We start from the raw sequence: 21,167 nt of genomic DNA, 5'->3' as shown, positions 1-21,167 counted from the left end.
TTGCAGGGAGCTTCTGAAAAAACTAAGGTCTTTTATTTTATCTACTCTATGTCTGTTTCATCTTCCATATCTTTCCCATTTATCATTTCTTCATAGGCTTGTCTGTATTCTTCTGTGTGAGTAGAGATATTTAACAGTTTTTCTATCTCCTCATTGGTAAATATTAGAGGATTTTTAATGACCCTTTCTACTATCAATCCCCTTTGTATGAGCCTGTGATTTCTTCTTTTTCGTTCCTTTTCATTTGCCAGTTTTTCTAATTTTTTGCCTTGATTTTGTAATTGTTTCAGCTTTACATCGCACTTTTCTCTTTCTTCCTGAAGTTCAGAAATTTGTTCCTGTACTTCCTGCAATGTTTTTTCTTTCTTCATTTTTAATTCCTCCGTTTTGGTATCTGCTTGTTTCCATAAAGAAAGGTTAAGCACCTTTTTTGACACTTAACCTTTCCAAGTTTTTAGATTTTATCTTCTAAAATCTTTCTCAGTTTTTCTAAAATCCTATCCCTCCTCCCACTGATTGCTTGATGTGTAACTTTCTCTCTTCTGCTGATTGACCTTAGACTTTCTTCTTTGTAGAAGATGGCTTCCATTAGTTCTCGTTCTTCTTTTGTAAGAGTATTTAATGCTTTATGAAGTTCTTCAATTCGCATTTTTACTTCTACAATTTTTTCTAAGTCTATCTTTTCATCTATGATGTTATCTACAAAGTGTCCATCATGATCCAGTGCCGAAAATGGTATTACATTATGCTTCCAATCTTTTCTTTGGAGATACTTTTCATGCTCTGTTATCTTCCAATAGGCTTTGTAGACTTCTTCACTTACAGGTACGGCTTTGCCTTTTACATAAAGGTAATATTCTTTCTTTGCCACTTAGTCATCCTCCTTTTTAAGTTCTCTGTTTTGGTTTTGAGAATAAAAAAGGAGGACTTCTACACTTTGGCGTAAAAAGTCCTCTCGGCTTAAAAACTAATGTTTTATATAATTTTCTATTTGGTCGTTTCTGGTAAAGTATTATTGCTATGTGTAAGCAATTCCAAGAATAAAAAAGGATAATTATATCGTTCTGTGAAAACCGAAACTATAAGTTTTGACATAATTATCCCTCCATTATTTTCCCTCCTAAGTAAATTTATTATTAAATCACTCCTGCTTTTTCAAAATGCTTTTTGAGTATCTTTGTTGCAACGAATGCTCCTATGCAAGCAAGAACAAATGTTATCAAGGCAAAGCCTACTGCCCATGAAACTTTGAAATAAGATAATGCTTCATTTATTTGTGCTTCACTCATTTTCCATTTTGATGCTCTTTCCACAAAAGAAGCTGTTCCGAATAAAATCACAGGAATTACTGTCCCTAAAAAATCCGCTAATGCAAATATCCCATATCCAATAATCATTCGTCCCTTGCTCTCATAATTTCCTATAATCAAATCACATATAATTCCACCGATTACAGCAAAGACTGCATGAGGCAAATGTCCTCCTGACAATGCAATTAAACCAAGAAGCGTTCCTGATATTGTAAATACGCCCTTCTTTTTAACTTTCAAAGCCATAAGGATATAAACGGTAGCAGCTACCATAAAGCTAACTCCTGAAGCAATAAATCCTCCAATCACTGTTGTTGCCATAGCAAATGCAACCGCCATGTATATGACAATTCCAATTGCATTAAAGATTCCGATTGTAATAAAATAACGACCATTTAATTTGTTTTTCATAAAAGTCCTCCTAATAAATTTTCTGTATTACTATCACAAGAGCAATCATCAAAGCTCCTAATAGTCCAATCAACAAATCCGTTGTTCTAAACCTCAATTTTGTTAATGTAACCCTGTTCTCATCACTATCAAGTCCTCTAATGAGTGCTGAAGCTGACAGTTCATCTGAAATCTTAATCATTCTCATTAAAAGCGGAACAAGCGTATATTCAATATATTTAATTGGATGTAGCAAGGGGAAAAATCTACTTGTTACGATTCCTCGAATCTTCATATTCTCTTTTAATGCCTTGAGTTCTATTTTTATAGTTGGTACAAACCTAAGCAAAACACTAAAAGGTATACCAATGCTTCTTGGTACTTTCATTCTATTTAATGCTTCAAGCATTTCACTTACACTTGTAGTCTTTGTTATATATCCACCAAACATAGCAATTAAGGTCATCCTTGATGCAAAGTAAATAAACATATATATTGCAAATACGATACTTGCTTCACAAAACTTTCCAAGCCATAACTCTATGCAGTATAAAATCACAAAAAACAAAATAAAGCGTAATGCTCTTTTCCACATACTGCTGTATACATACAGAAAAAAGGCAAAGAGAATCAGTCCGAAAAGTAGAATTGTATCGCTTATAAAAAAGCTCGTAAATCCAACAATTGGAAGTAGAGTAAGTTTTATTCTCGGATCGACTGTTTTTCTATCCATCAAGTTATCTACCTCCTCTCATCTTGTCCAATATGAGAATTTTATTACTTTCACTCATATTCAAAACACTTTCTATTTTTCCATCTCCCATTACCCAGAGCTTACTCACTGTGTTCGCTAAAAACTCAAAATCATGACTTATTACCAAAACTGTTATCCCTTTTTTTAATTGTTCTTCAATCAGTTTTGCGACTGAAAGCATTGAGTCTTTATCACAACCTGATGTTGGTTCATCATAGATGAAAACTTTTGCCTGTTTCATCATTCCACAAGCTATTGTCAGTCTTTGTTTTTCTCCTCTTGATAAAGCAAACGGATGCTTATCTATATATTTATCTAAGCCAAGAACATTCAAAATAGACTTTGCCTTTTGGGTATTTTCTTTTTTATCTTTATTTGAAATACCAAGCAGCATTTCATCAAGTACACTTTCCGAAAATAACTGATAGTCTGAATCCTGAAATACAAAATATGACATATCCATTAAATCTTTACGATTCAACTCTTTATCTTTTTCCGCCCATATTTTCCCCTCTTTTATCTTCTCAAGTCCTGAAATTACCCTTGCAAAAGTAGTTTTCCCAGTACCATTTAACCCAATAAGACCAATGGCTTTTCCACACTCCATATTGAAATCAAGATGATTTAAGATGTATTGATTTTGCTTATTTCCAACCTTAGTTGCACTTGGGTAACAAAATTTCAAGCCTTTCCCACTGATACTTTCATCATTTAATTGATATAAATCTTTCTTCTCACTTATCCTGTATTCTTTTAATTCAAGAGTTCTTAGTCCATTATCATCCCAAAACTTCCCTTCAAGATGGATAACTTCTTCCCGACTCAAGTCCTGTGCAATCTCTCCATCTTTAACCAAAAGAAAACGGTCAAATAAAGATTTTACATAGTACAAACGATGTTCAATTAGAACAACAGTTGTTCCCTTTTTCTTTAATTTTTCCAAAATTAAAAATAGGTCAAATGTTGCTTTCATATCCAAATTTGCTGAAGGCTCATCTAAAATTAAAACTTTCGGATTCATTGCATAGATGCTTGCAATAGCTATCTTTTGTTTCTGCCCGCTTGATAATTCAAAAACAGATTTTCCTTTCAGTTCCTCAATATCCAGCTCTGCATATACTTCTTCTACTCTCTGTTTGATTTCATATCTTGATTTGCAGATAGTTTGAAGCCCAAAAGCTATTTCTTCATCTGTCGTTGTCGTGAAAAATTGACTTCTTGGATCTTGAAATACAGTACCTACAATACGCCCTATTTCATGAAGCGATAATTTGCTTATATCTTTTCCGGACGCAAAGGCTTCTCCTTGCATTTTGCCTTTGTAATAATGTGGAATAAGACCATTCATTACACTTCCAAGAGTACTTTTACCACTTCCACTTTTCCCTGAAATTAAAACAAATTCACCTTTTTTAATTTCAAGATTGATATTTTTTAAAGCAGTTCGCCCATCTTCCCATTCATAAGAAACATTTTTTAACAAAATCATGATTATACCTCGTACTGAGCTTTCCATAATTTTGTGTAGTAACCATTTTTCGCAAGAAGTTCACCATGCTTTCCTTTTTCAAGTAAATTTCCTTTTTGAAATACGAGAATTTGGTCAGCTTTTTGAATTGTTTTTAAATGATGAGCCACTACAAGTACAGTTCTATTCTTTGCAAGTTCTGTAATAGCATCCTGTATCAAAGATTCATTTACAGGATCAACATTACTTGTCATTTCATCAAGAATTAAAATCGGTGCATCTTTTAGAAAAGCTCTTGCAATAGATATTCTTTGTCTTTGTCCACCTGATAAAATTCCTCCATTTTCGCCAATATCAGTTTCATAACCTTTTGGTAAACTCATAATGAAATCATGTATTCTTGCTTTCTTTGCAGCTTCAATGATTTCCTCTTTTGTAGCTCCTTTTTTACCTACTCTGATATTTTCTTCAATCGTGTTATCAAACAATTGAACATTCTGCATGACAATGCTAATACGGTCTAAAAGCTCATCATAAGGAATATCCCTTATATCAATTCCTCCGAGTGTAATTTTTCCTTTATGCACATCATAAAATCTTAGAAGTAAGTTGGTTATAGTGGTCTTTCCACTACCTGATTCTCCAACTAAGGCTGTCATTGTTTTTTCAGCAATAGAAAAGCTCAATTTTTCCATTTTAAATTCATCTTTTTCATAGGAAAATCCAATGTTATCAAAAGCTATATCATTATCTTTCGGAACAATTCCATTCACTTTATCCGGGATTACATCTGCATATAAAATTCTTGAAAGTCTTTCGTAACTATCTACCGCCGAAACATAGTTCATATAGTGTTGTTCCATAGAAGCGAACGGCTTATAAAACTCTTTTGAAATTACTGCAAAGATAATAAAATTAAGTACATCAAGACTTCCCTTTATAACAAGTATTGCTCCTGCAATTAAAAGAACTAAATATCCAATATCCAATAAAAACCCAAATATAGATAGCTGTTTTGCCTTGAATCTTGAAGCTACTTTGCTTGTTTCTCCAAACTTTTTTGTCTTGTTCATAAGCTCATTATCCAAGCTTTTATTGTTTGAAAAACTCTTTAGTACAGGTATTCCTCTAACATATTCAACAAATAAGCTAACCATATCAAGAAGTGCTGAATTATTCTGATTCTCTATTCTTTCAGATTGCTTAATTGTCAGATATAGAAAGACAAGTGCAATCGGAACAGATACAGCCATTAGAATAGCAAGTTTGAAATCAATACTTGCAAGACCGATAAATACGACTGCACCTATCAAAAAATCGCCAAACATTCTCGACCACATGTGTCCTACAACAAGAGACATATTATCAACATCTTTGTGTAAAATTGTATTGATCTCTCCCAGTCTTTCATTGGTATAAAATCCCAAACTGAATTTTTTCAATTTAATAATCATGCGTTCTCTGATTTGCTGAACAATATCAAAACCTGCACTATGCTTTTTCATATCTGCAACCATATTACAAATGCCTTTGAATACTACAAGTAACCCAATTGCAATAAAACCTTTATATAAACTTGCTAAACTCGTCCCATCAAATATCTGAAACAGTATAGAAAATACGATAACAATCATGGCTATGGAGCTTAGTCCATAAAGGGCAAAGAATACACTTGATATAATCAAATCTCTCTTGCCGGTTTTTGTAAGCAGCTTTAACATTTCTCTAAACATTTTCTGTTACCACCTCTTTCAAATTCCATCTATCTACCTTGTTCTGTGCTTCAACCATATCCTTATAGAACTCACATCTTTTCATCAACTCTTCATGGCTTCCTGCATCAAGAACAACACCCTTATCCATAACTATAATTTGGTCTGAATCTCTAATTGTGTTTAGATGATGAGCAATTGTAATAATGGTTTTATCCTTGCTTAAATCGTCAATTGCTTCGCCGATTAGTCTTTCATTTTCACTATCAACAGCTGCCATTGCTTCATCTAATATTAAAATCGGTGCATTTTTCAGTATCATTCTTGCTATGGAGATTCTTTGTTTTTCTCCACCAGATAACTTAACTCCCATTTCACCTACTCGTGTTTCATATCCATTTGGCAATGCTGAAATAAAATCATGGCATCTTGCTTTTTTAGCAGCTTCTATGACTTCTTCTTTTGTTGCATTTAGTTTTCCAATTGCTATATTTTCAAAAATACTTAAATCAAAAAGGATAACTTCTTGTTGCACACTACCAATCAGCATTGAGATATTTTCTTGACTATATTCTTTTATATCTTTTCCATTTATCAGTATTTGTCCTTCATCTGCATCCCAAAATCCCATAAGCAAATTAGATACAGTACTTTTCCCACAACCACTTGCTCCTACAAAGGCGTTCAAACTATTTTTCTTAAAATTCAAATTGATATTTTTAAGCTCAAAGCTATCTTTTCCGTATGCAAAATTCACATCTTTAAATTCTATATTTCCAAATTCTAAACCTTGTTCTGTCTTTTTCTTTGGAAGCGGAACTGTTAAAACTTTTCCAATCGCCTTTAGTGCTTCCTTAAACACAATAGAAAAATGTTGCAATGTAGCCGTCTTACTTATAGATGCAGTAAAAGCAGACGATAAAATAATGGCAAGTATAAAATTAGGGGTTGTAATATTTCCATAGTAAAGAAATATACTTCCCAAAATCATGACAATAACTACTCCAATTTCCATAAATATGTCAATGAGTCCCATTGGAATTGTAATTGCTCCCATGCTCTTTTTAACCCAGTAAATATATTCTCTTGCCGTTTTTAATGTTCTTTCACTAATCTCCTCTTCTTTAGCAAAAGCCTTAATCACAGAAATATTTTTTACATATTCCATTAGCTCTTCTCTCATCTTATTTTCATGGTTAAAGTAAATAGCAAAGTTTTTATCCATTGTTTTCTGTGAAAGAACTTTTACCAAATACATGAGTGGAACTCCAGCAATCATTCCAAGAGCAAGACGCCAATCAACAAAAATCATAGCTACAAAAATAATGGTAGGCAGAAGTGTAACTGCCATTATTTCAGGAAGACCATGGGCAAGGTATACTTCCACTTGCTCTACATCATGTTGAACAATGTTGGTAAGCTCTCCTGTATTATGTTCTTTAAAGAATCCCAAACTTAGTTTTTTCAGATGACCGATAATATCTAACCTAAGTTCTGTTAATTTTTCGTATGCTTTCTCATGGGCAACCTTTGTTGCAAAATAATAAAACACTCCTTTTAATACAAACGATATAAAGATTCCCAAGAATATATACTTTAAATTACCTTCGTTAATATTGTTTGTGATTAAAGAACTAATCAAATATACAAGTAAGATTTGTGGTATCAAATCAAATACTATTTTTAAAGCAAGAAGTGAATTGGATAAACTATTTTTCCCAATCACTTTTTTCCTTAATTCTTTTTCCGGCATGAACAACTCTCCTTTCAAAATTGAATAATATTGAATTTTAATTCAGTATTAAGGTTTAAAGTAAGACTTTGCTGATTACGCAAAGTCTATTTTATCCGATCACTATATTTTTTTAAATTACTGTATCAGCAAATCAAAAATTATAGCACAATCTTTTTCCATTTTCTAATCTTAGTTCTAAACGTTCCAAAAGGGGCAACCGTATTAACATGAATAAACTTATAAACTTCCCATGTCGCTGTTTTAGTAGCTTCATCAGCCCATTTTCTCATATGCGGTTGAAATAATTCTTCTTCACTTAGTGTATCAATCATTGTATAGATAGATATAATATTTTCTTTCAATCGTTTCTTTAATTCTTCTATCGATAAATGAGCATAAGTATCGGTAAACCACTGATATAATTCTCCAAGTTGATTCCATTTAAACATATCCGACGGTGTCTTTACTTCAAAACCGTTTTTCTCATCTTTTTCCCATTTCAAAACTAATGTTGTCCATCCGAGTTGATAAGCAAGATTTTCTGCTGGTGTTCTGTCAACTTCAGGGACTCTCTTATCTTTGAGAGATTCAGGAATAATATCAAATTCAGAAATATACTTTTCAAAACTTTTATTTATCTCAGATTTCAGTTCTTCTTTATCTTTATATATCTTCAAAATATCTCCTCCAAAAATTTAAATTTATCGCATTTAAATATCAAATCAACTTACAATGATTCCACTCCCTTGTAATAACACTTTGCAATAAGTTTTAGCATATCTTTTGCCCACTTTTCACTTTGATAATGCCTTGCTATTTCAAGAAGTCCCTCTGTAAAGTTACTGGCTAAAATATGGGCAAGCATTGGATCATATTCCTGTTTCGATTGTCTTTTTAAACTTACTTCAATATGAACCTGCATTTGCGATATGAGTTTTTGTTTTGCTTCTGTATGCTTTGTACCTGAGCTTTTATCCATTAAAATAATTAACTTCTTACGATCTTTTAAAAGTTCATGAATATAATTTTCTCCAACTTCATCAAACCTTTCAGAAGCAGAACCTTTTTCCAAAGATTCTTCCTCATTAAAAGCTGACTCGAAGTTTATATAAACAGAACTTACTACTGCATCAAACAAAACTGCCTTATTTTTGAAATAGGTATAAATTAGTGCCACAGGAATATCTGCTTCTTTTGCAATTTCTGTTAATTTGGCACCTCTATAATCCTTTTTATAAAATACTTTTTCTGCTGCTTCGAGTATTCTATTTCTAACTTCTTCTTTTAATACTTGTGCCATAGCACACCTCTTTCTATTCCAATACTGAATCTATATTTAATAATAAATTAAAATTCAATATTTGTCAAGATAGATTTAAATATTTGTTTTTATATACTCACTCACCGGTATCCCCACTCTTTTCAAAACCTTTATTTTCTCCTGTTTCTTCTGTTCTCTTCTTGCCTTATATTTATCTTCATACTCTTTCTGTTTTCCACTCGCTTTACGCTTTAGGTAATTTTGATGTAGCTTGTCTTTTCTTTCTTCGATTTTTCTTTCTTCTTCCTCAAGTTTTTGTTTTTTTTCTTCGCTTAACTCCGCCTGTGGTAGTTCGTAATTACCTATGAAATTAAAGTAAATTTCTATCTTTTGCTTTGATGTCTGACTTCCTTTTCTATCTCTTTCATGTACGATAATCTTTTCTACAAACTCATTTATCATTGTAGTTGTAAGTTCATCAAAGTTTTCATAACGACTGATAAGAGATATAAATTTTCTTGCTCTGTCTGTTTCTTTTTCATATCTTGATACCTGCTGCTCTAAATCTTTGATCTCTTTGCTTAAAGTTATCTGCTCTGTTTCATATTGATTGTTTAGTATCTCATATCTGCTATTTGGTATTTTGTTAAGGATCATATCTTCGTAAATTCTGCACATAAGTCGTTCGAGTTCCCTAAGTCTGTTTTGGCTTTCCGTTAATCTTACCTTTTTCTTTTCTATCTCTATTTTTTCTTTTTCTTCCATTTCATTTTGAATGGAACAGATAAAGGCTTCATTATCTTCATCAAGGTATTTTTTAATATCTTTTAGTGTGTCTTGTATTAAATTTAAGACTACTTCCGCTTTTATTCTGTGTGCTGATGGACAAAGCATGCCACAAGGTGTTTTAGTATAGGCACTGCAAGTGTAATAGGGTATATTTTTGTAATTGCTTGTTCTATGAACATACATTTTACTTCCACAATCTGCACAATACATCAGTCCTGTGAGTGGGTGATATTCTCCCCAACCGTCAGGATACCTTTTTACATTTCCTCTTATCCTTTGCACATTGTCAAAGGTTTCTTGATCTATAATTGGCTCGTGTGTATTTTCAAAAATAAGCCAGTTATCCTCGGATACATATTTGCTTTTCTTGTCCTTGAAGTGTTTTCTTGTTTTGAAATTGACTGTATGTCCCAAGTATTCCTGTTTCTTTAAAATGCTTGCTATGGTTGAGCTGCACCAACGATAGGGATGTTCAAAGTTTTTGCTTTGATATAGTCCATAGCCTAATTTCTGTTGATGATAGGCTGGTATATCTACTTTTTCACTCTCCAATATCTTTGCTATTCGATACGGACCATTTCCTTGCATGGTCAGGTTAAATATTCGCCTTACTATCTCTGCTGCTTTTTCATCTACTATCCACTTGTTTTTATCTTTTTCATCTTTGATATAGCCATAAGGCGGTGTACTTGCAGTATGTTTCCCACTTTCGCCTTTTGACCTGAAAGTCGATTGGATTTTTCTTGATGTATCTCTTGCATACCATTCGTTCATGATATTTCTAAAAGGGGTAAAATCATCTTCTCTGTAAAAACTATCTACATTGTCATTGATAGCGATTAGTCTTACGCCCTTTTGTCTTAGTATCTCCATACATTGACCGACTTTGAGATAATCTCTGCCAAGTCTGCTCATATCTTTTACAATGATACAACCAATATTTCCTTGATTGACTCCGTTCATCATTGCCATAAATCCCGGTCTGTCAAACTGCGTTCCACTGATTCCATCATCTGTAAAGTGAATGATGTTTGACAAATTATTTTTGCTTGCGTATTCTTCCAATATTTTTTTCTGATTGATGATAGAGTTACTCTCTCCTTGCAGTTCATCATCACGACTTAATCTCTCATAGAGTGCTGTTATCTTTTCAAAATTCCTCATTTTTACCCCCTTTCTCTTAATTTTTCAATAAAAAAAGAATTAAGAAGTACATATTTCACTAAAATAGTGATTAAGTGTTCTCCTTAATTCTATTACTCCTGCTGCAAGCTTATATTTCTTATATTGCTTAACTGCAAAATGACTTGGATCTTTCTTTTCAAGAGCTTCAAAGAGCCTATCAATTGGGTTCATATAGGTTTCGTCATCTTCTCTGACTTCACTTGCGTCAATCATATCCAAAAGTGTCTTAAAGTTTTTTTCTTCTTCAGGTGCTTCATAATAGATATAACCAATTAGAGCAGTGTAATATAACTTCTCAGCCTTTACCCAGAAATCTTCTCCTGCCTTTTCTCCATCTCCCTTGGTGTTGGCAATTATGGTTTGAACAAGCTTTAAAATATCTTTTTCACTTCTAAAATAGGCAAATGGATTGTATTTCATAGATTTTTTAAAGTTTATTGTGTTTAATATCTTTATGTCGTATCCATTTTCATAAAGCATTTTCCCACACTCTAACACAAGTATCCCCTTTGGGACGATTTGTCAAGGACATAAACAAAATTTCTTTGACAAATTTATATCTTCTCTGTTTCTCTCTTGATTAGCTTTAGTATTTTATCCTTGTATGTTTCGCCTGTACCTTGCTTGAAATGTAGGTTTACAGTATATTTTGTCTTTCCAATATCCATTATTAACTGTTTATTGAGTGGTGCTTGTATTTTCCTTTTTTCTTCTTCCATGAGTTCTCCTTTCCATTTTTGACAAAGAAAAAACAGTAAATCTTTTTTGATTCACTGTTCTGAGAATTGGATATTATATTTCCTAAATTAAATTATGTGCCTCAATCATCTGTAAATTCAAATAAATCTTCTACGCTAACATCAAACACTTTTGCAATATCCATAGCTAATTTTAATGACGGATTATATTTTCCATTTTCAAGGTGTACAATAGTTTCTCTTCTGGCATTTACCATTTCCGCAAGTTCGGATTGTTTATATTTTGCCTTTTCTCGATACTCCTTTACTTTCGTTATAAGTGCCATAATTACACCCCTTTAGAATCCATAATTATAAACATAATTGTACGAAGTATAGTAATTGCAATCACGGTTCCAATAATTAGCCAACCCATCAACGCTGTTGAAATTGCGTTTACATGACCTAAGATCCCTCCTAAATACGCTATAATAACCATTAACACGCAAAAAATTTTTAAGCATATTGAATCACATCTGTGTAGATTTTTTTCCGCAAATTCATCAAAGTATTCTTTCTTATACTTTTTTACTCTAAAATAATGCACTATCAGCATCAAAAATAGAATAAAACCCCAATAGCTTGAAAACTGTTGGTATTCTGGCTGATAGTCGCTTCTGCTCCACAACCAATAATATCCCGCAATTAAAATTGCAATAATAATTTTTGTTGCAACAACTTCTCGTATAGATACTTTGTTTTTCATGTCAAATTCTCCTTACGTATAATTTCAAGTGATATATTTCTAACTTGATGTTATAAATATATCACACAAAAACTTGATGTCAATGCTTAAGTTATAAATATTTCACTTTTGTTTTTTATTGGTCTAACTCGTTCTGTTTTACCTGTGATAGTCGTTTTTCTTGTTCCTGTAACGGCTCTATGCAAGTCTTAACCTTTTCTGCTTGTACAACTTCTTCTCATATCCCTAATATTTGATTGTAAAGGTTATTTTCTCTTTCTTCATAGTGGCAAGTTACGATTTCCATTGGGATATATTTAAGATCTTGCTTTCTCCTAAGTATTCTTTCAGATATTTCTTAAAAATTTTAAATAAAATAAGTTATGCAGTATGCTCATTGTAAAAGTCTTCCTGTTTATTTTTTTTCTAATTTTCGCTCATTATTTTTAGTGTTTCTCTAAATTCTTTTGTCTTTGTTGCTTCTTCTAGTAGGATTTTTATTTCTTCATCTGTTAGTTCTTCTGCATTTTCTATAAGACTTTCTAAGATTGGTCTTCTTGTTATTAGCCTGTAAGTTCTTTCTTTTCTTACTTTTTATAATGTCTTGTTTTAATATCTTCTTTTCTTGATTTTTTTCTTGCCTGAATCTTTCTTCTGTATCGTCAATTTTATCTTTTATTTCTTTTGACTCTTGTCTTATTTGTTCTAATTTTTTCATATAACACTCCTTTCTTGTATTAAAAAAGAGATAACATTAGCTTTCCCTTTTAAAGTTTCTTTATTAAATTTATATAATACTCTTTTCGATAATATCTAATATTTCCTTTTGTATATGTTCTGTCTTTCTATCTATTCCTTTTTCTTGCATGATGTGATTTTGTATCGCTGAAATAATTTTCTTCTGTTCATTTTTACGATATTAGGATGAAATAATAAATATTTGCTAGTAAATTTTACACAATATTACATACTTGACTTTTTTTTATTATCGTCTATAATGATAATGATACTTAAAATCATTTTAAAGGAGGAAGAGAATGACTAAATTAAACACCTATCTTGCAAATCTTGCAGTAATAAACATTAAAATCCATAACCTACATTGGAATGTTGTAGGCTCTAAATTTGTATCTGTACATAAGTACCTTGAATCTGAATATGATAAGGCTGGTGAAAGACTTGATGAAGTTGCTGAGCTTATCAGAATGTCTGGAGAATTTCCAGTTGCTAATCTAAAAGAATATTTAGAAATTTCTACAATTCAAGAGATTGAGACTTCTAATGAAATATCTATTAAAGAAGCATTAGGAATAGTCCTATCTGACATAAAACTTCAAAAAGAACTAGCCCTAGAGATTCGAAAAGAAGCGGATGAGGCTGATAATTTCCCTGTAGCTAATGCTATGGAGGATCATATAACGGACTACAGCAAACAAATTTGGTTTGTTAAGTCAAGTCTTAAATAAATAAAAGATCTGTAAATATTTTTGTGTATCAACCTTTACCATTTTATCAGGATTAAGGTTGATACATTTTTTATTCATCAATATTTGTCTATTCCTATATGAATGGAGCTTGTCTTATTTTTATACATCTTTAATAAACTGTCAATCTTTCATGAAAATTTACACTTAATTTCATACTATATTTTGAACTTAGTTAAAACCTCTCTTCATAAAATATCGATTAACTTGTCTTGTTTTTAGATATACTGACATTCAATAGAGTGAAGTGTCTTTCGGTTATATTTCTCTCTAACCTATTTTAATATAACTGTTCTACCTAATAAAATATGCCATGAAAATATCCTCTTCCATCTTTATGTTTGTCCGTTGACTTGAATATTCTAATTAATGCGTTTATACTACCACCTTATAAAATTAGGCATAGAAAAAGCACCTACAACTGTAGATGCTAAATAATTTTTCCCATGTCTTATTCTTTAATTTTTTCGCTATTTGATTATCTTCTGGTAAGCTGTCGCTTTTTAATATTTCTGTATAATCAAATATTTTTGCACCCATTGAACCTACTTTGGATAACTTTTTAAAGTCTGTTTCATAAAATTTATCAACAAACATATTAATGGTTATTTTGTTTCAAATCACAACTATAGGAAAAAGCAACTTCCATGCTTTAATATTGGTATACTTGCATTTATTTGTTACACAACATTATTAAGTCTCTAACCCAATCTCTCCACCTTTTTTTGACAATAATTATTACACACCTTGCCCATTAATCTTAATCTCTTTTGTTTGTATAGCCCTATATAAGCATATGGGCTATAACCTCTGTCTGCATCTTAGCAATAAATATTGTTTTATTTATTAAAATCAAAAGCTGTACTTACAAGTTGCATTTTCAAATAATTTTAAGAATTTAATGTACAAGCAAGTTCATCTTTATAACAAATAAATACCAGAGCAAGCTTTAATACTAACTCTGGTATTAGGTCTAATTTTTAGTGTTCAGATTTATGATTGGAAAATTATTCAATCTTTTTTTATTTATCTATAGATAAGATTAATAACATTTTAAATCTTGTAATTGCAGTTACATTATGGATTACATTTGCCGGAAGTACTATTTGTTCTCCGGATTCAATCTCCACTTCCTTGTCTCCAACAAGAAGCTTTGCCTTGCCCTCAAGTGCTAAAACCAGTGCATCTCCTGGAGCCTGATGTGGTTTTAAACCTTCTCCTGCATCGAAAGCCATTAGAAATACCTTAAACTCGTCTTTAGATACAAGATCAGTGTTAGCGATTCCCCCATCTACATAATCTAAATAGTCAACTAGTTTAATTTTCTTTCCTTTGTCAATGTTTTTCATTTCTTCCTCCTCTAAGTTAATTGCGATTTCTAAAAATATACTTTTTTCCCTTGCCTCTATGTCAAAAAGTTTATTTTTTTCAAAAAGTATTAGTTCGTTATTTATAAGTCTTTCATTATTAAATTTAAGCTCGCCTTTTAAAGCAAAATATATTCTTTCTTCAGCATAAAATTCAGAGGAAATTCTGGTATTTTGATCAAGACTCATAAGCAAGATATGAAAATCCTCCAAATCTATAAGTTTCTTGCTTATAGTTTGATTGTCTTCTATAGGTATGACCTCTTCTGGTATCAATATTTTTCCCTTACTAATATTTTTCATTTTAATCACCTACTATGCTAATGGGTATTATAGTATTATATTCTTTCTTATCGTTTTTTATTTTTTCAAGTATAACCTCTACCCCAAAGGCGTCTTTCATATTTTCCTTACATATAATATCAGATGTTTTGCCTATTTTATGTCTAGCATTTTTCATTAATATCAAGCAGTTATCCGCTATTTCAAGAGCGTGAGCTGGGTAATGAGTATTTATAATAACACTAATATTGTCTACCTTGGATAGTTTTTTGATTAATGAAATTATTTTAAGTTGATTTTTAAAATCAAGACCACTTTCTGGCTCATCTAATATGATTAAGCTTGGATCTGATATTAAGGCTCTAGCTATTAGAACCATCTGAAGTTCTCCACCACTCATCACAGAACATGACTTGTCTTTAAGCTTTTCTATAGCTAAGCTTTTCATAATATTGTTTGCCATCTTATATTCTCTTGCACCTGGTTTTGCAAATGGTCCAAGTTTACTAGAAAGCCCTAACACTACCATGTCTATTCCAGAATATTCAAAAGAAAAAGATCTTTTTTGTGGAACATATGATATTTTAGACCATAAGTCTCTTCTACTAAAACTTGAAATATCTTTTCCATCCATAAAACTCTTTCCCAGTTTCCATTTTTCAAAATCACATATACATCTTATGAGGCTTGTCTTACCAACTCCATTAGGTCCTAAAATAGATAAAACCTGACCTTGATCCAAACAAAAAGATAAATTCTTAAATAATACATGATTTTTATCATAATAAAATCCTGCATCTTTTATTTCTAATTTAATTGAAACCACCCCCAGTTTTTCTAATTAAGCTTATAAAAATTGGAGCACCAATTATTGCCGTAAGAACTGAAATAGGTAGTTCTATTACGGAAACCGTTCTTGATAAAGCTTCTATTAGTACCATAAGACTTGCACCTAAAGATATACTAAAAGGTAGGGTGTGAGTATTATTAGCTCCCACCATCATCCTTGCCATGTGAGGAATTATCAAACCAATCCATCCGACTTGACCACACATTGATATAGATGAAGCTGTAATAAGTGTTGATGCAAATATGAAAATAAGTCTGGTTTTTTTAACATTTACTCCAAGACTTTTTGCTTCATCTTCTGATAAGCTCATAATATTTAGCCTAAATATCAAGAGTCTTATTATGACTACTCCCATTATTATTAGGGGTGCTGAAAGCATCAAGTTTTTATAAGATGATCTTGCAAAAGAACCCATAAGCCAGTAACTGATAGCTGGTAGCTTATCTGTCGGGTCTGCTGTATATTTTAAAAGAGACGCTAGAGCATTTGATAATGATGAAACTACAAGACCTGCTAGTATAAGCATTATCGTTGATGACCTAGTTCTACTCTTGCCAATATAAAGGGTTAAGACTACTCCAATTAAGCCAAAAGCTAAAGCGAAGACTTGAATAGATAGGGTTGAAAGTGATAAAAGTATACCAATTACAGCCCCAAGACTTGCTGCCGAGCTTACACCTAGTATATCAGGAGTTGCCAAGGGGTTTGAAAAAACCCCTTGGAAGGCTAGACCTGCTGCGGAAAGACCAGCTCCTACTACTATGCCAGTAATAATCCTTGGTAATCTTACATTAATTATTACTGATTCAAGCATGGGATCAAAGTCTCTGCCTCCTAAATAAGCATTGAAAAAATCGATAATCTGTCCTATACTAAGAGGCATCCTACCTATGGCAAGTGCCAAAATACTTGTTAATATGGGTAGACTTATCAGAATTATATATGAGCTTAATTTTATTTTTTTATCTTTGATAAAGATTCCTTTAATCATATATCAAACATATCCTTTATTTGTTCATCATTTAATTCGTATCCATACCATGTTTTATAATAATCTTTAATCATTTTTTGTAGGTCATAGTCCTTAAATTCTTCTGGATAAGTTGATTTAGCAAGCCAAGCAAGAACTAAAGGAGCATCTGGATTTGGTGTAAACCAGTTCCACATACCAAGCTTGGTATTGAAAACTTTCTTATTTTTTACAGCCTTCATATTTGAAAAATTGATACCTTCTACTGAATTTTCATATACATCTTTTGTTGTAATATCAAGAAGACCAGGTCCATCAAGATAAAGTATATCTGGATTCCATTGATAAAATTGTTCAATAGAAACTTTGGCGAAACCTTTTGCTTCACCAGCTAAATTTTTAACACCAATTCTCTTTAGCCAGAAATCTCCAAAAACACCTTTACCAGCAACCATTGGTACTCCTTCAACATACTTCCATAAAATCACACCAGTTGGTTTTTTACTATCATCTATTTTTGAAATTCTTTCTTCAACATCTTTTACAATATCTTGACCTGCTTTTATGAAATCATCTGTCTTTCCGCTTTCGCCAAATACATCTTCTAAGAGCTTTAACCATTGTGTGTACCTATCTATTGGGTCAGCTGGTCCATTTGTGCCAACTGTAGCAAATCCTACACAAGGAATCCCTGTCTTTTTAAGGGTTTCATAGTGTTCTTTATTCGAAGCATTGTAAAAAATAACATCTGGTTTAAGCTTCATTATTTCCTCAATATTAATGTCAGATTGAGCTTGAACTGTATTTTGGCTATCAAGAAGCTCTGGAGCTATATCCTTTAAAACTGTATTTGAAATTACTTGCTTTAGTGAGCCAGCATAACCTACGATATATGGAGCCTTTCCATGATTGTAAGCCATATAGGTAGATAAAATTGGAATCTGGTCTATAACTATTTTTTCAATTTTTTCTGGAACTTCGACTTTATTGCCTGCATGGTCTATTATTGTCCTTGTTTTTTTACTTTCATCCTTGCTTTCCTCAGGCTTTTCTTCTTTCTTATCAGCCTTTGTATCTTTTTTTTCTTCCTTATTCTCGTTTTGAACTACTTCCTTGCTTTCTGACTTATCTTCAGTTTTTGCCTTGCCACAAGCTGTCATACTTGTTAAAGCAAAGACTTGCAAACATAAAATTAATAGTATTTTTTTAATAGTTTTCATCTAATTCTCCTTTTTACTCGCTAAAACTATATATGAATTATTTGAACTTTTAGACCTTTCTAGCATTTTTGTAAACCTTGCCCTATTTTCTTCGGCATAAGCATTTCTATAAAAATTTGCTGCTCCAACTGGTCCCTCATCTTTTATGATTGTATCCCTATCTAAAAGAATCATCCTGCCAGTTCTTTGTGAAAAAGGTCTAAAAGAATTTTCTAAGAATAGTTTATTCCAATTTTCTACTGTTAGAGGATATACATCCACATTTGTAAATTTCGAGAGTTGCCTTCTTATATCTTCGCTTTCATTTTCTACTGCCACATCATGAGTTAGTAAATATCCACCCTTTTTTAATACCCTATGATAATTTTTAAGGGCCTTTGCTTTGTCTTCATTTGTTAGCATAGTAAGCATAGCCTCATTAATTATTACATCAAATGTTTCATCCTCAAAATCTAAATTCAAGGCATTCATGTTCTTTACTTCTATTTCCTTATCTAAACTCAAGAGATTTATGTTCTCCAAAGCTTGGTCTATGGCAACTTGGTCAATATCTATACCCATTATTTTGCATTTATATTTAGTATAGACCCTTATAAGATTATCACCTCTATTACAAGCGACTTCCAAAACTTGCATATCTTTATCAATCTGTACCTGATCAAGTAACCAATCGGTCATAAGACCGCCGCCTGGTCTGAGTCTTGTTCTTCCAAGCATCTTTAAAAAATCATGTCCAAATATAATTTTGTTTTTTTCCATTTGTTTTTTCCTCCTTGATAATGATAATCGTTACACATATAATTATAACATAGGTGATTTTAATTGCAGTTGCTAAAGCAACAAGAAAGGTTTTTATGGAAAAAATTATTGTGAAAAGTAAATTATTTTATGGTTTAGACGAAAGTACTATCCACCACATACTTTCTTGTATTGATCATAAAATCTTAGTTTTTAGTAAAGGCGGATACCTATATGATTTTTCTAAGGGATTTAAGGCAGGTATAGTTTTGAAGGGAAGAATTGATCTATCTACAATAGATGATGATAAAGAAATTATAGATAGAATTTATGAGGCTTCAGATTCTTTTTCATTAAATTTTTCTTCCCTAACTGATAGATTCATAGTCGCAAAAAAAGATTCTGAAGTTTTGGCACTTGATGTTAGCAAAATCTTTGAAAAAAATAAAAGGTCTTGTTCAAGCAGACCGATTATTATGGAAAATATTATAAATTTGTATAATGAGCAAATTTCATACTTAACCTACAAATTAGATATATATTCTAAACCTAAAATTAGGGAGAAAATTAATAAATATATAGATAAATATGGTAAGGACTCCTTATTTTCTAATAAACTATCCAGAGAGGATTTGGCGAAATTTTTAGCTTGTAATAGGCCTGCCCTTTCAAGAGAGTTATCTCTTATGATAAAAGAGGGATTAATATAAAAGCATTAATCTTAGGACTGACTAAATATAAACAAAAATTACAAAAAATCAGTCCTAAGAGAATACGGATTTCATTTTAAACTCAAATGATATTTTTAGCTGTATAACAAACAAATCTCCATATTGAATTAGCTTCTTTAACCTAAACCTTTACCCTTAAAATTTCTATCTTTTGGTATCCTATCTACTACAAATGATAAACCTGTTTTATATAAATAAATGGGAAGTCCTACTAAGGTTTCAGCTAAAACTCTCATATAAATCTTTATCAGAAAAATATAAACTTTCTCATCAGTAAATAGTAAAAAGATGGGTAAATGCATACAAATCACAAGGCTATGAAGGACTAGAAGTAAAAAAAGAAAATACAAAGATTAGTTCAAAAGTTAAAACTTCAAGTAAAAAGTTATTCAAGAAAATCTAGTAAATACTCATCCTACAACGGACAGCTAGGAAAAATATCAGAAAATAAAATAAAAAGAAATTTTAAGGTAGAAAAACCATACACAAAAATAACAACAAACACCCCCAGAGGTAGGAAATGACAAAAAAATACCAGAGCTAGTTGAGTTCTAACTCTGGTTTTAGGTCCAACTTTGTGGGGTCACCTTACTCTCACCGCCCTATAATTTATATCTTGTTTTAAGCATTTATTGCATAGAAAAAAGTAGATGAATTTGTGTTTTCATCTACTTTTTCTACAATCTGATATAGATTTAGCTAAACTTAGATAAGCTCTTTAAAACTCCCATCATTTAAGTCCAAAATCTTATTAGCCATGCTTAGAGGATATTTTCTGTGGCTTATTGTTATATATATCTTATCTTTATTATTCATATTCATGAATGTGTCCACAATCTCTTTTTCATTTTCTTGGTCTAGGGCAGCTGTAAACTCATCCAAAACTATAAGGTCAGAATTTTTATAAAGAACCCTAGCTATGGCAATTCTTTGCTTTTCTCCTCCCGACAATTCGTCACTAGATATAAATGTTTCTATTGATTTTCGAGAATTTATTAATTTTTCGAGTCTTGCTTCTTTAAAAATATGAGATTTTTTATCTAGCCTTCCCCCATAGGAAATATTGTCCTTTAGTGTATCAGTGAAGATGAAAACATTCTGGCTTATAAGAGATAGCTTATCATAATAAGATTTTTTATCTATATCATGTAAGTCAATTCCATTTACAAAAATACTTCCTGCTTTAAAATCTATATTTTTTAGCAAGAGATTAGCTAGGGTTGATTTTCCCTACAATGTCAAGCAATTGTCACATAAAATTAGACGATATTTCTATCGCCTAATTTATAAATAAAACTTTTATTTTAACTTTTTTATACGTTCACTTTCTGTTAGAATCCTCATTTGTTCAATAGCAATTGCATTTAATTTTTCTATCCTTTCAGTTGCATCCATTCCCTCATTTATAAAAACAGCATTTAAGTTCTCAAGATTTGATAAACACACTAATTGTGATATATCAGCATAGTCTCTCATATTTCCTTTTAATTCCGGATTAC

Annotated in this window: 21 protein-coding genes and 4 pseudogenes; 2 read left to right on the top strand and 23 right to left on the bottom strand. The window is 31.6% G+C overall.

What is annotated here, in order from left to right:
- Window positions 1-41: 41 nt before the first annotated feature.
- The 15 genes and pseudogenes from HMPREF0077_RS08730 to HMPREF0077_RS08660 all read right to left on the bottom strand — a co-directional run bounded on the left by HMPREF0077_RS08730 (window position 42) and on the right by HMPREF0077_RS08660 (window position 12,744).
- Window positions 42-371, bottom strand: a complete 330-nt coding sequence (locus HMPREF0077_RS08730; protein ID WP_009346081.1) for a DUF3847 domain-containing protein — start codon at window positions 369-371, stop codon at window positions 42-44.
- Between the two features lie 83 nt (window positions 372-454).
- The gene (locus HMPREF0077_RS08725; protein WP_001074477.1) at window positions 455-871 is read right to left on the bottom strand and encodes a sigma-70 RNA polymerase sigma factor region 4 domain-containing protein; all 417 of its coding nucleotides are present in this window, start codon (window positions 869-871) and stop codon (window positions 455-457) included.
- Window positions 872-1,136: 265 nt separating this feature from the next.
- Complete coding sequence (locus HMPREF0077_RS08720) at window positions 1,137-1,721, bottom strand: MptD family putative ECF transporter S component (protein WP_004837646.1); 585 nt, start codon at window positions 1,719-1,721, stop codon at window positions 1,137-1,139.
- A gap of 10 nt (window positions 1,722-1,731) precedes the next feature.
- Entirely contained in the window at window positions 1,732-2,436 is a 705-nt protein-coding gene (locus tag HMPREF0077_RS08715) for an energy-coupling factor transporter transmembrane component T (protein WP_025194627.1), read from the bottom strand.
- Between the two features lies 1 nt (window position 2,437).
- On the bottom strand, window positions 2,438-3,943 hold the full coding sequence (locus HMPREF0077_RS08710) for an ABC transporter ATP-binding protein (RefSeq protein ID WP_028078446.1): 1,506 nt from the start codon (window positions 3,941-3,943) through the stop codon (window positions 2,438-2,440).
- 2 nt (window positions 3,944-3,945) lie between these two features.
- The gene (locus HMPREF0077_RS08705) at window positions 3,946-5,655 is read right to left on the bottom strand and encodes an ABC transporter ATP-binding protein (protein WP_004837644.1); all 1,710 of its coding nucleotides are present in this window, start codon (window positions 5,653-5,655) and stop codon (window positions 3,946-3,948) included.
- A complete protein-coding gene (locus HMPREF0077_RS08700; RefSeq protein ID WP_001114256.1) occupies window positions 5,648-7,387 on the bottom strand; it encodes an ABC transporter ATP-binding protein in 1,740 nt (579 codons plus the stop codon). The genes HMPREF0077_RS08705 and HMPREF0077_RS08700 overlap by 8 nt, the downstream gene beginning before the upstream one ends.
- 140 nt (window positions 7,388-7,527) lie before the next feature.
- Window positions 7,528-8,046: a ClbS/DfsB family four-helix bundle protein gene (locus tag HMPREF0077_RS08695; protein WP_000708365.1), complete on the bottom strand. Its 519-nt coding sequence runs from the start codon at window positions 8,044-8,046 to the stop codon at window positions 7,528-7,530.
- Between the two features lie 50 nt (window positions 8,047-8,096).
- A complete protein-coding gene (locus tag HMPREF0077_RS08690; RefSeq protein WP_000079884.1) occupies window positions 8,097-8,669 on the bottom strand; it encodes a TetR/AcrR family transcriptional regulator in 573 nt (190 codons plus the stop codon).
- Between the two features lie 75 nt (window positions 8,670-8,744).
- Window positions 8,745-10,583 (bottom strand): recombinase family protein, encoded by a 1,839-nt coding sequence (locus HMPREF0077_RS08685; protein WP_001243447.1) that lies wholly within the window; start codon window positions 10,581-10,583, stop codon window positions 8,745-8,747.
- Between the two features lie 39 nt (window positions 10,584-10,622).
- A pseudogene (locus HMPREF0077_RS08680) lies at window positions 10,623-11,117 on the bottom strand (type IV secretory system conjugative DNA transfer family protein); the annotation flags it as partial.
- Window positions 11,118-11,158: 41 nt separating this feature from the next.
- Window positions 11,159-11,323, bottom strand: a complete 165-nt coding sequence (locus HMPREF0077_RS08675; RefSeq protein WP_004837642.1) for a transposon-encoded TnpW family protein — start codon at window positions 11,321-11,323, stop codon at window positions 11,159-11,161.
- A gap of 101 nt (window positions 11,324-11,424) precedes the next feature.
- Window positions 11,425-11,628 carry a helix-turn-helix transcriptional regulator gene (locus HMPREF0077_RS08670; protein WP_004837641.1) on the bottom strand — a complete coding sequence of 68 codons (204 nt, stop codon included), beginning with the start codon at window positions 11,626-11,628 and terminating at the stop codon, window positions 11,425-11,427.
- A 2-nt stretch (window positions 11,629-11,630) separates the two neighbouring features.
- A complete protein-coding gene (locus HMPREF0077_RS08665; RefSeq protein ID WP_004837640.1) occupies window positions 11,631-12,047 on the bottom strand; it encodes a hypothetical protein in 417 nt (138 codons plus the stop codon).
- A 405-nt stretch (window positions 12,048-12,452) separates the two neighbouring features.
- Window positions 12,453-12,744: pseudogene (locus tag HMPREF0077_RS08660) on the bottom strand (DUF3847 domain-containing protein).
- Window positions 12,745-13,063: 319 nt separating this feature from the next.
- Here HMPREF0077_RS08660 and HMPREF0077_RS08655 point away from each other — a divergent pair.
- Window positions 13,064-13,492 (top strand): Dps family protein, encoded by a 429-nt coding sequence (locus HMPREF0077_RS08655; RefSeq protein WP_004837638.1) that lies wholly within the window; start codon window positions 13,064-13,066, stop codon window positions 13,490-13,492.
- Window positions 13,493-13,906: 414 nt separating this feature from the next.
- Here HMPREF0077_RS08655 and HMPREF0077_RS10695 read toward each other — a convergent pair whose 3' ends face one another.
- From HMPREF0077_RS10695 to HMPREF0077_RS08625, 6 genes are all read right to left on the bottom strand, one after another.
- Window positions 13,907-14,050 (bottom strand): hypothetical protein, encoded by a 144-nt coding sequence (locus tag HMPREF0077_RS10695; RefSeq protein ID WP_155811751.1) that lies wholly within the window; start codon window positions 14,048-14,050, stop codon window positions 13,907-13,909.
- A 482-nt stretch (window positions 14,051-14,532) separates the two neighbouring features.
- Window positions 14,533-15,180, bottom strand: coding sequence for a cupin domain-containing protein (locus tag HMPREF0077_RS08645; RefSeq protein ID WP_040349665.1), 648 nt, complete (start codon window positions 15,178-15,180; stop codon window positions 14,533-14,535).
- 1 nt (window position 15,181) lies between these two features.
- Complete coding sequence (locus HMPREF0077_RS08640) at window positions 15,182-15,985, bottom strand: ABC transporter ATP-binding protein (RefSeq protein WP_004837635.1); 804 nt, start codon at window positions 15,983-15,985, stop codon at window positions 15,182-15,184.
- Window positions 15,972-17,000, bottom strand: a complete 1,029-nt coding sequence (locus tag HMPREF0077_RS08635) for a FecCD family ABC transporter permease (protein WP_004837634.1) — start codon at window positions 16,998-17,000, stop codon at window positions 15,972-15,974. Before HMPREF0077_RS08635 ends, HMPREF0077_RS08640 begins: the two co-directional genes overlap by 14 nt.
- Window positions 16,997-18,199 carry an ABC transporter substrate-binding protein gene (locus HMPREF0077_RS08630; RefSeq protein WP_004837633.1) on the bottom strand — a complete coding sequence of 401 codons (1,203 nt, stop codon included), beginning with the start codon at window positions 18,197-18,199 and terminating at the stop codon, window positions 16,997-16,999. Before HMPREF0077_RS08630 ends, HMPREF0077_RS08635 begins: the two co-directional genes overlap by 4 nt.
- A complete protein-coding gene (locus tag HMPREF0077_RS08625; protein WP_004837632.1) occupies window positions 18,200-18,958 on the bottom strand; it encodes a class I SAM-dependent methyltransferase in 759 nt (252 codons plus the stop codon).
- A gap of 95 nt (window positions 18,959-19,053) precedes the next feature.
- On the opposite strand from HMPREF0077_RS08625, the gene HMPREF0077_RS08620 reads away from it, so the two are divergent.
- Window positions 19,054-19,647 carry a Crp/Fnr family transcriptional regulator gene (locus HMPREF0077_RS08620; RefSeq protein WP_040349663.1) on the top strand — a complete coding sequence of 198 codons (594 nt, stop codon included), beginning with the start codon at window positions 19,054-19,056 and terminating at the stop codon, window positions 19,645-19,647.
- 726 nt (window positions 19,648-20,373) lie between these two features.
- Here HMPREF0077_RS08620 and HMPREF0077_RS08610 read toward each other — a convergent pair.
- Both HMPREF0077_RS08610 and HMPREF0077_RS08605 read right to left on the bottom strand, forming a co-directional pair.
- Window positions 20,374-20,886 (bottom strand): annotated as a pseudogene (locus tag HMPREF0077_RS08610) (ATP-binding cassette domain-containing protein); the annotation flags it as partial.
- Window positions 20,887-20,967: 81 nt separating this feature from the next.
- Window positions 20,968-21,167: pseudogene (locus HMPREF0077_RS08605) on the bottom strand (KilA-N domain-containing protein); the annotation flags it as partial.

Origin of the sequence: Anaerococcus tetradius ATCC 35098 (assembly GCF_000159095.1) — a bacterium.
In the GTDB taxonomy this organism is placed as follows: Bacteria; Bacillota; Clostridia; order Tissierellales; family Peptoniphilaceae; genus Anaerococcus; species Anaerococcus tetradius.
The sequence above is the reverse complement of the archived record's forward strand: the minus strand, read 5'-3'. Positions and strand labels throughout refer to the sequence as shown.

Coding starts and splice junctions, on each gene's coding strand:
- HMPREF0077_RS08730 (WP_009346081.1), bottom strand. CDS start 371: ATGAAGAAAGAAAAAACATTGCAGGAAGTACAGGAACAAATTTCTGAA.
- HMPREF0077_RS08720 (WP_004837646.1), bottom strand. CDS start 1,721: ATGAAAAACAAATTAAATGGTCGTTATTTTATTACAATCGGAATCTTT.
- HMPREF0077_RS08710 (WP_028078446.1), bottom strand. CDS start 3,943: ATGATTTTGTTAAAAAATGTTTCTTATGAATGGGAAGATGGGCGAACT.
- HMPREF0077_RS08705 (WP_004837644.1), bottom strand. CDS start 5,655: ATGTTTAGAGAAATGTTAAAGCTGCTTACAAAAACCGGCAAGAGAGAT.
- HMPREF0077_RS08700 (WP_001114256.1), bottom strand. CDS start 7,387: ATGCCGGAAAAAGAATTAAGGAAAAAAGTGATTGGGAAAAATAGTTTA.
- HMPREF0077_RS08690 (WP_000079884.1), bottom strand. CDS start 8,669: ATGGCACAAGTATTAAAAGAAGAAGTTAGAAATAGAATACTCGAAGCA.
- HMPREF0077_RS08685 (WP_001243447.1), bottom strand. CDS start 10,583: ATGAGGAATTTTGAAAAGATAACAGCACTCTATGAGAGATTAAGTCGT.
- HMPREF0077_RS08675 (WP_004837642.1), bottom strand. CDS start 11,323: ATGGAAGAAGAAAAAAGGAAAATACAAGCACCACTCAATAAACAGTTA.
- HMPREF0077_RS08670 (WP_004837641.1), bottom strand. CDS start 11,628: ATGGCACTTATAACGAAAGTAAAGGAGTATCGAGAAAAGGCAAAATAT.
- HMPREF0077_RS08665 (WP_004837640.1), bottom strand. CDS start 12,047: ATGAAAAACAAAGTATCTATACGAGAAGTTGTTGCAACAAAAATTATT.
- HMPREF0077_RS08655 (WP_004837638.1), top strand. CDS start 13,064: ATGACTAAATTAAACACCTATCTTGCAAATCTTGCAGTAATAAACATT.
- HMPREF0077_RS10695 (WP_155811751.1), bottom strand. CDS start 14,050: ATGGGTGCAAAAATATTTGATTATACAGAAATATTAAAAAGCGACAGC.
- HMPREF0077_RS08645 (WP_040349665.1), bottom strand. CDS start 15,180: ATGAAAAATATTAGTAAGGGAAAAATATTGATACCAGAAGAGGTCATA.
- HMPREF0077_RS08635 (WP_004837634.1), bottom strand. CDS start 17,000: ATGATTAAAGGAATCTTTATCAAAGATAAAAAAATAAAATTAAGCTCA.
- HMPREF0077_RS08630 (WP_004837633.1), bottom strand. CDS start 18,199: ATGAAAACTATTAAAAAAATACTATTAATTTTATGTTTGCAAGTCTTT.
- HMPREF0077_RS08625 (WP_004837632.1), bottom strand. CDS start 18,958: ATGGAAAAAAACAAAATTATATTTGGACATGATTTTTTAAAGATGCTT.
- HMPREF0077_RS08620 (WP_040349663.1), top strand. CDS start 19,054: ATGGAAAAAATTATTGTGAAAAGTAAATTATTTTATGGTTTAGACGAA.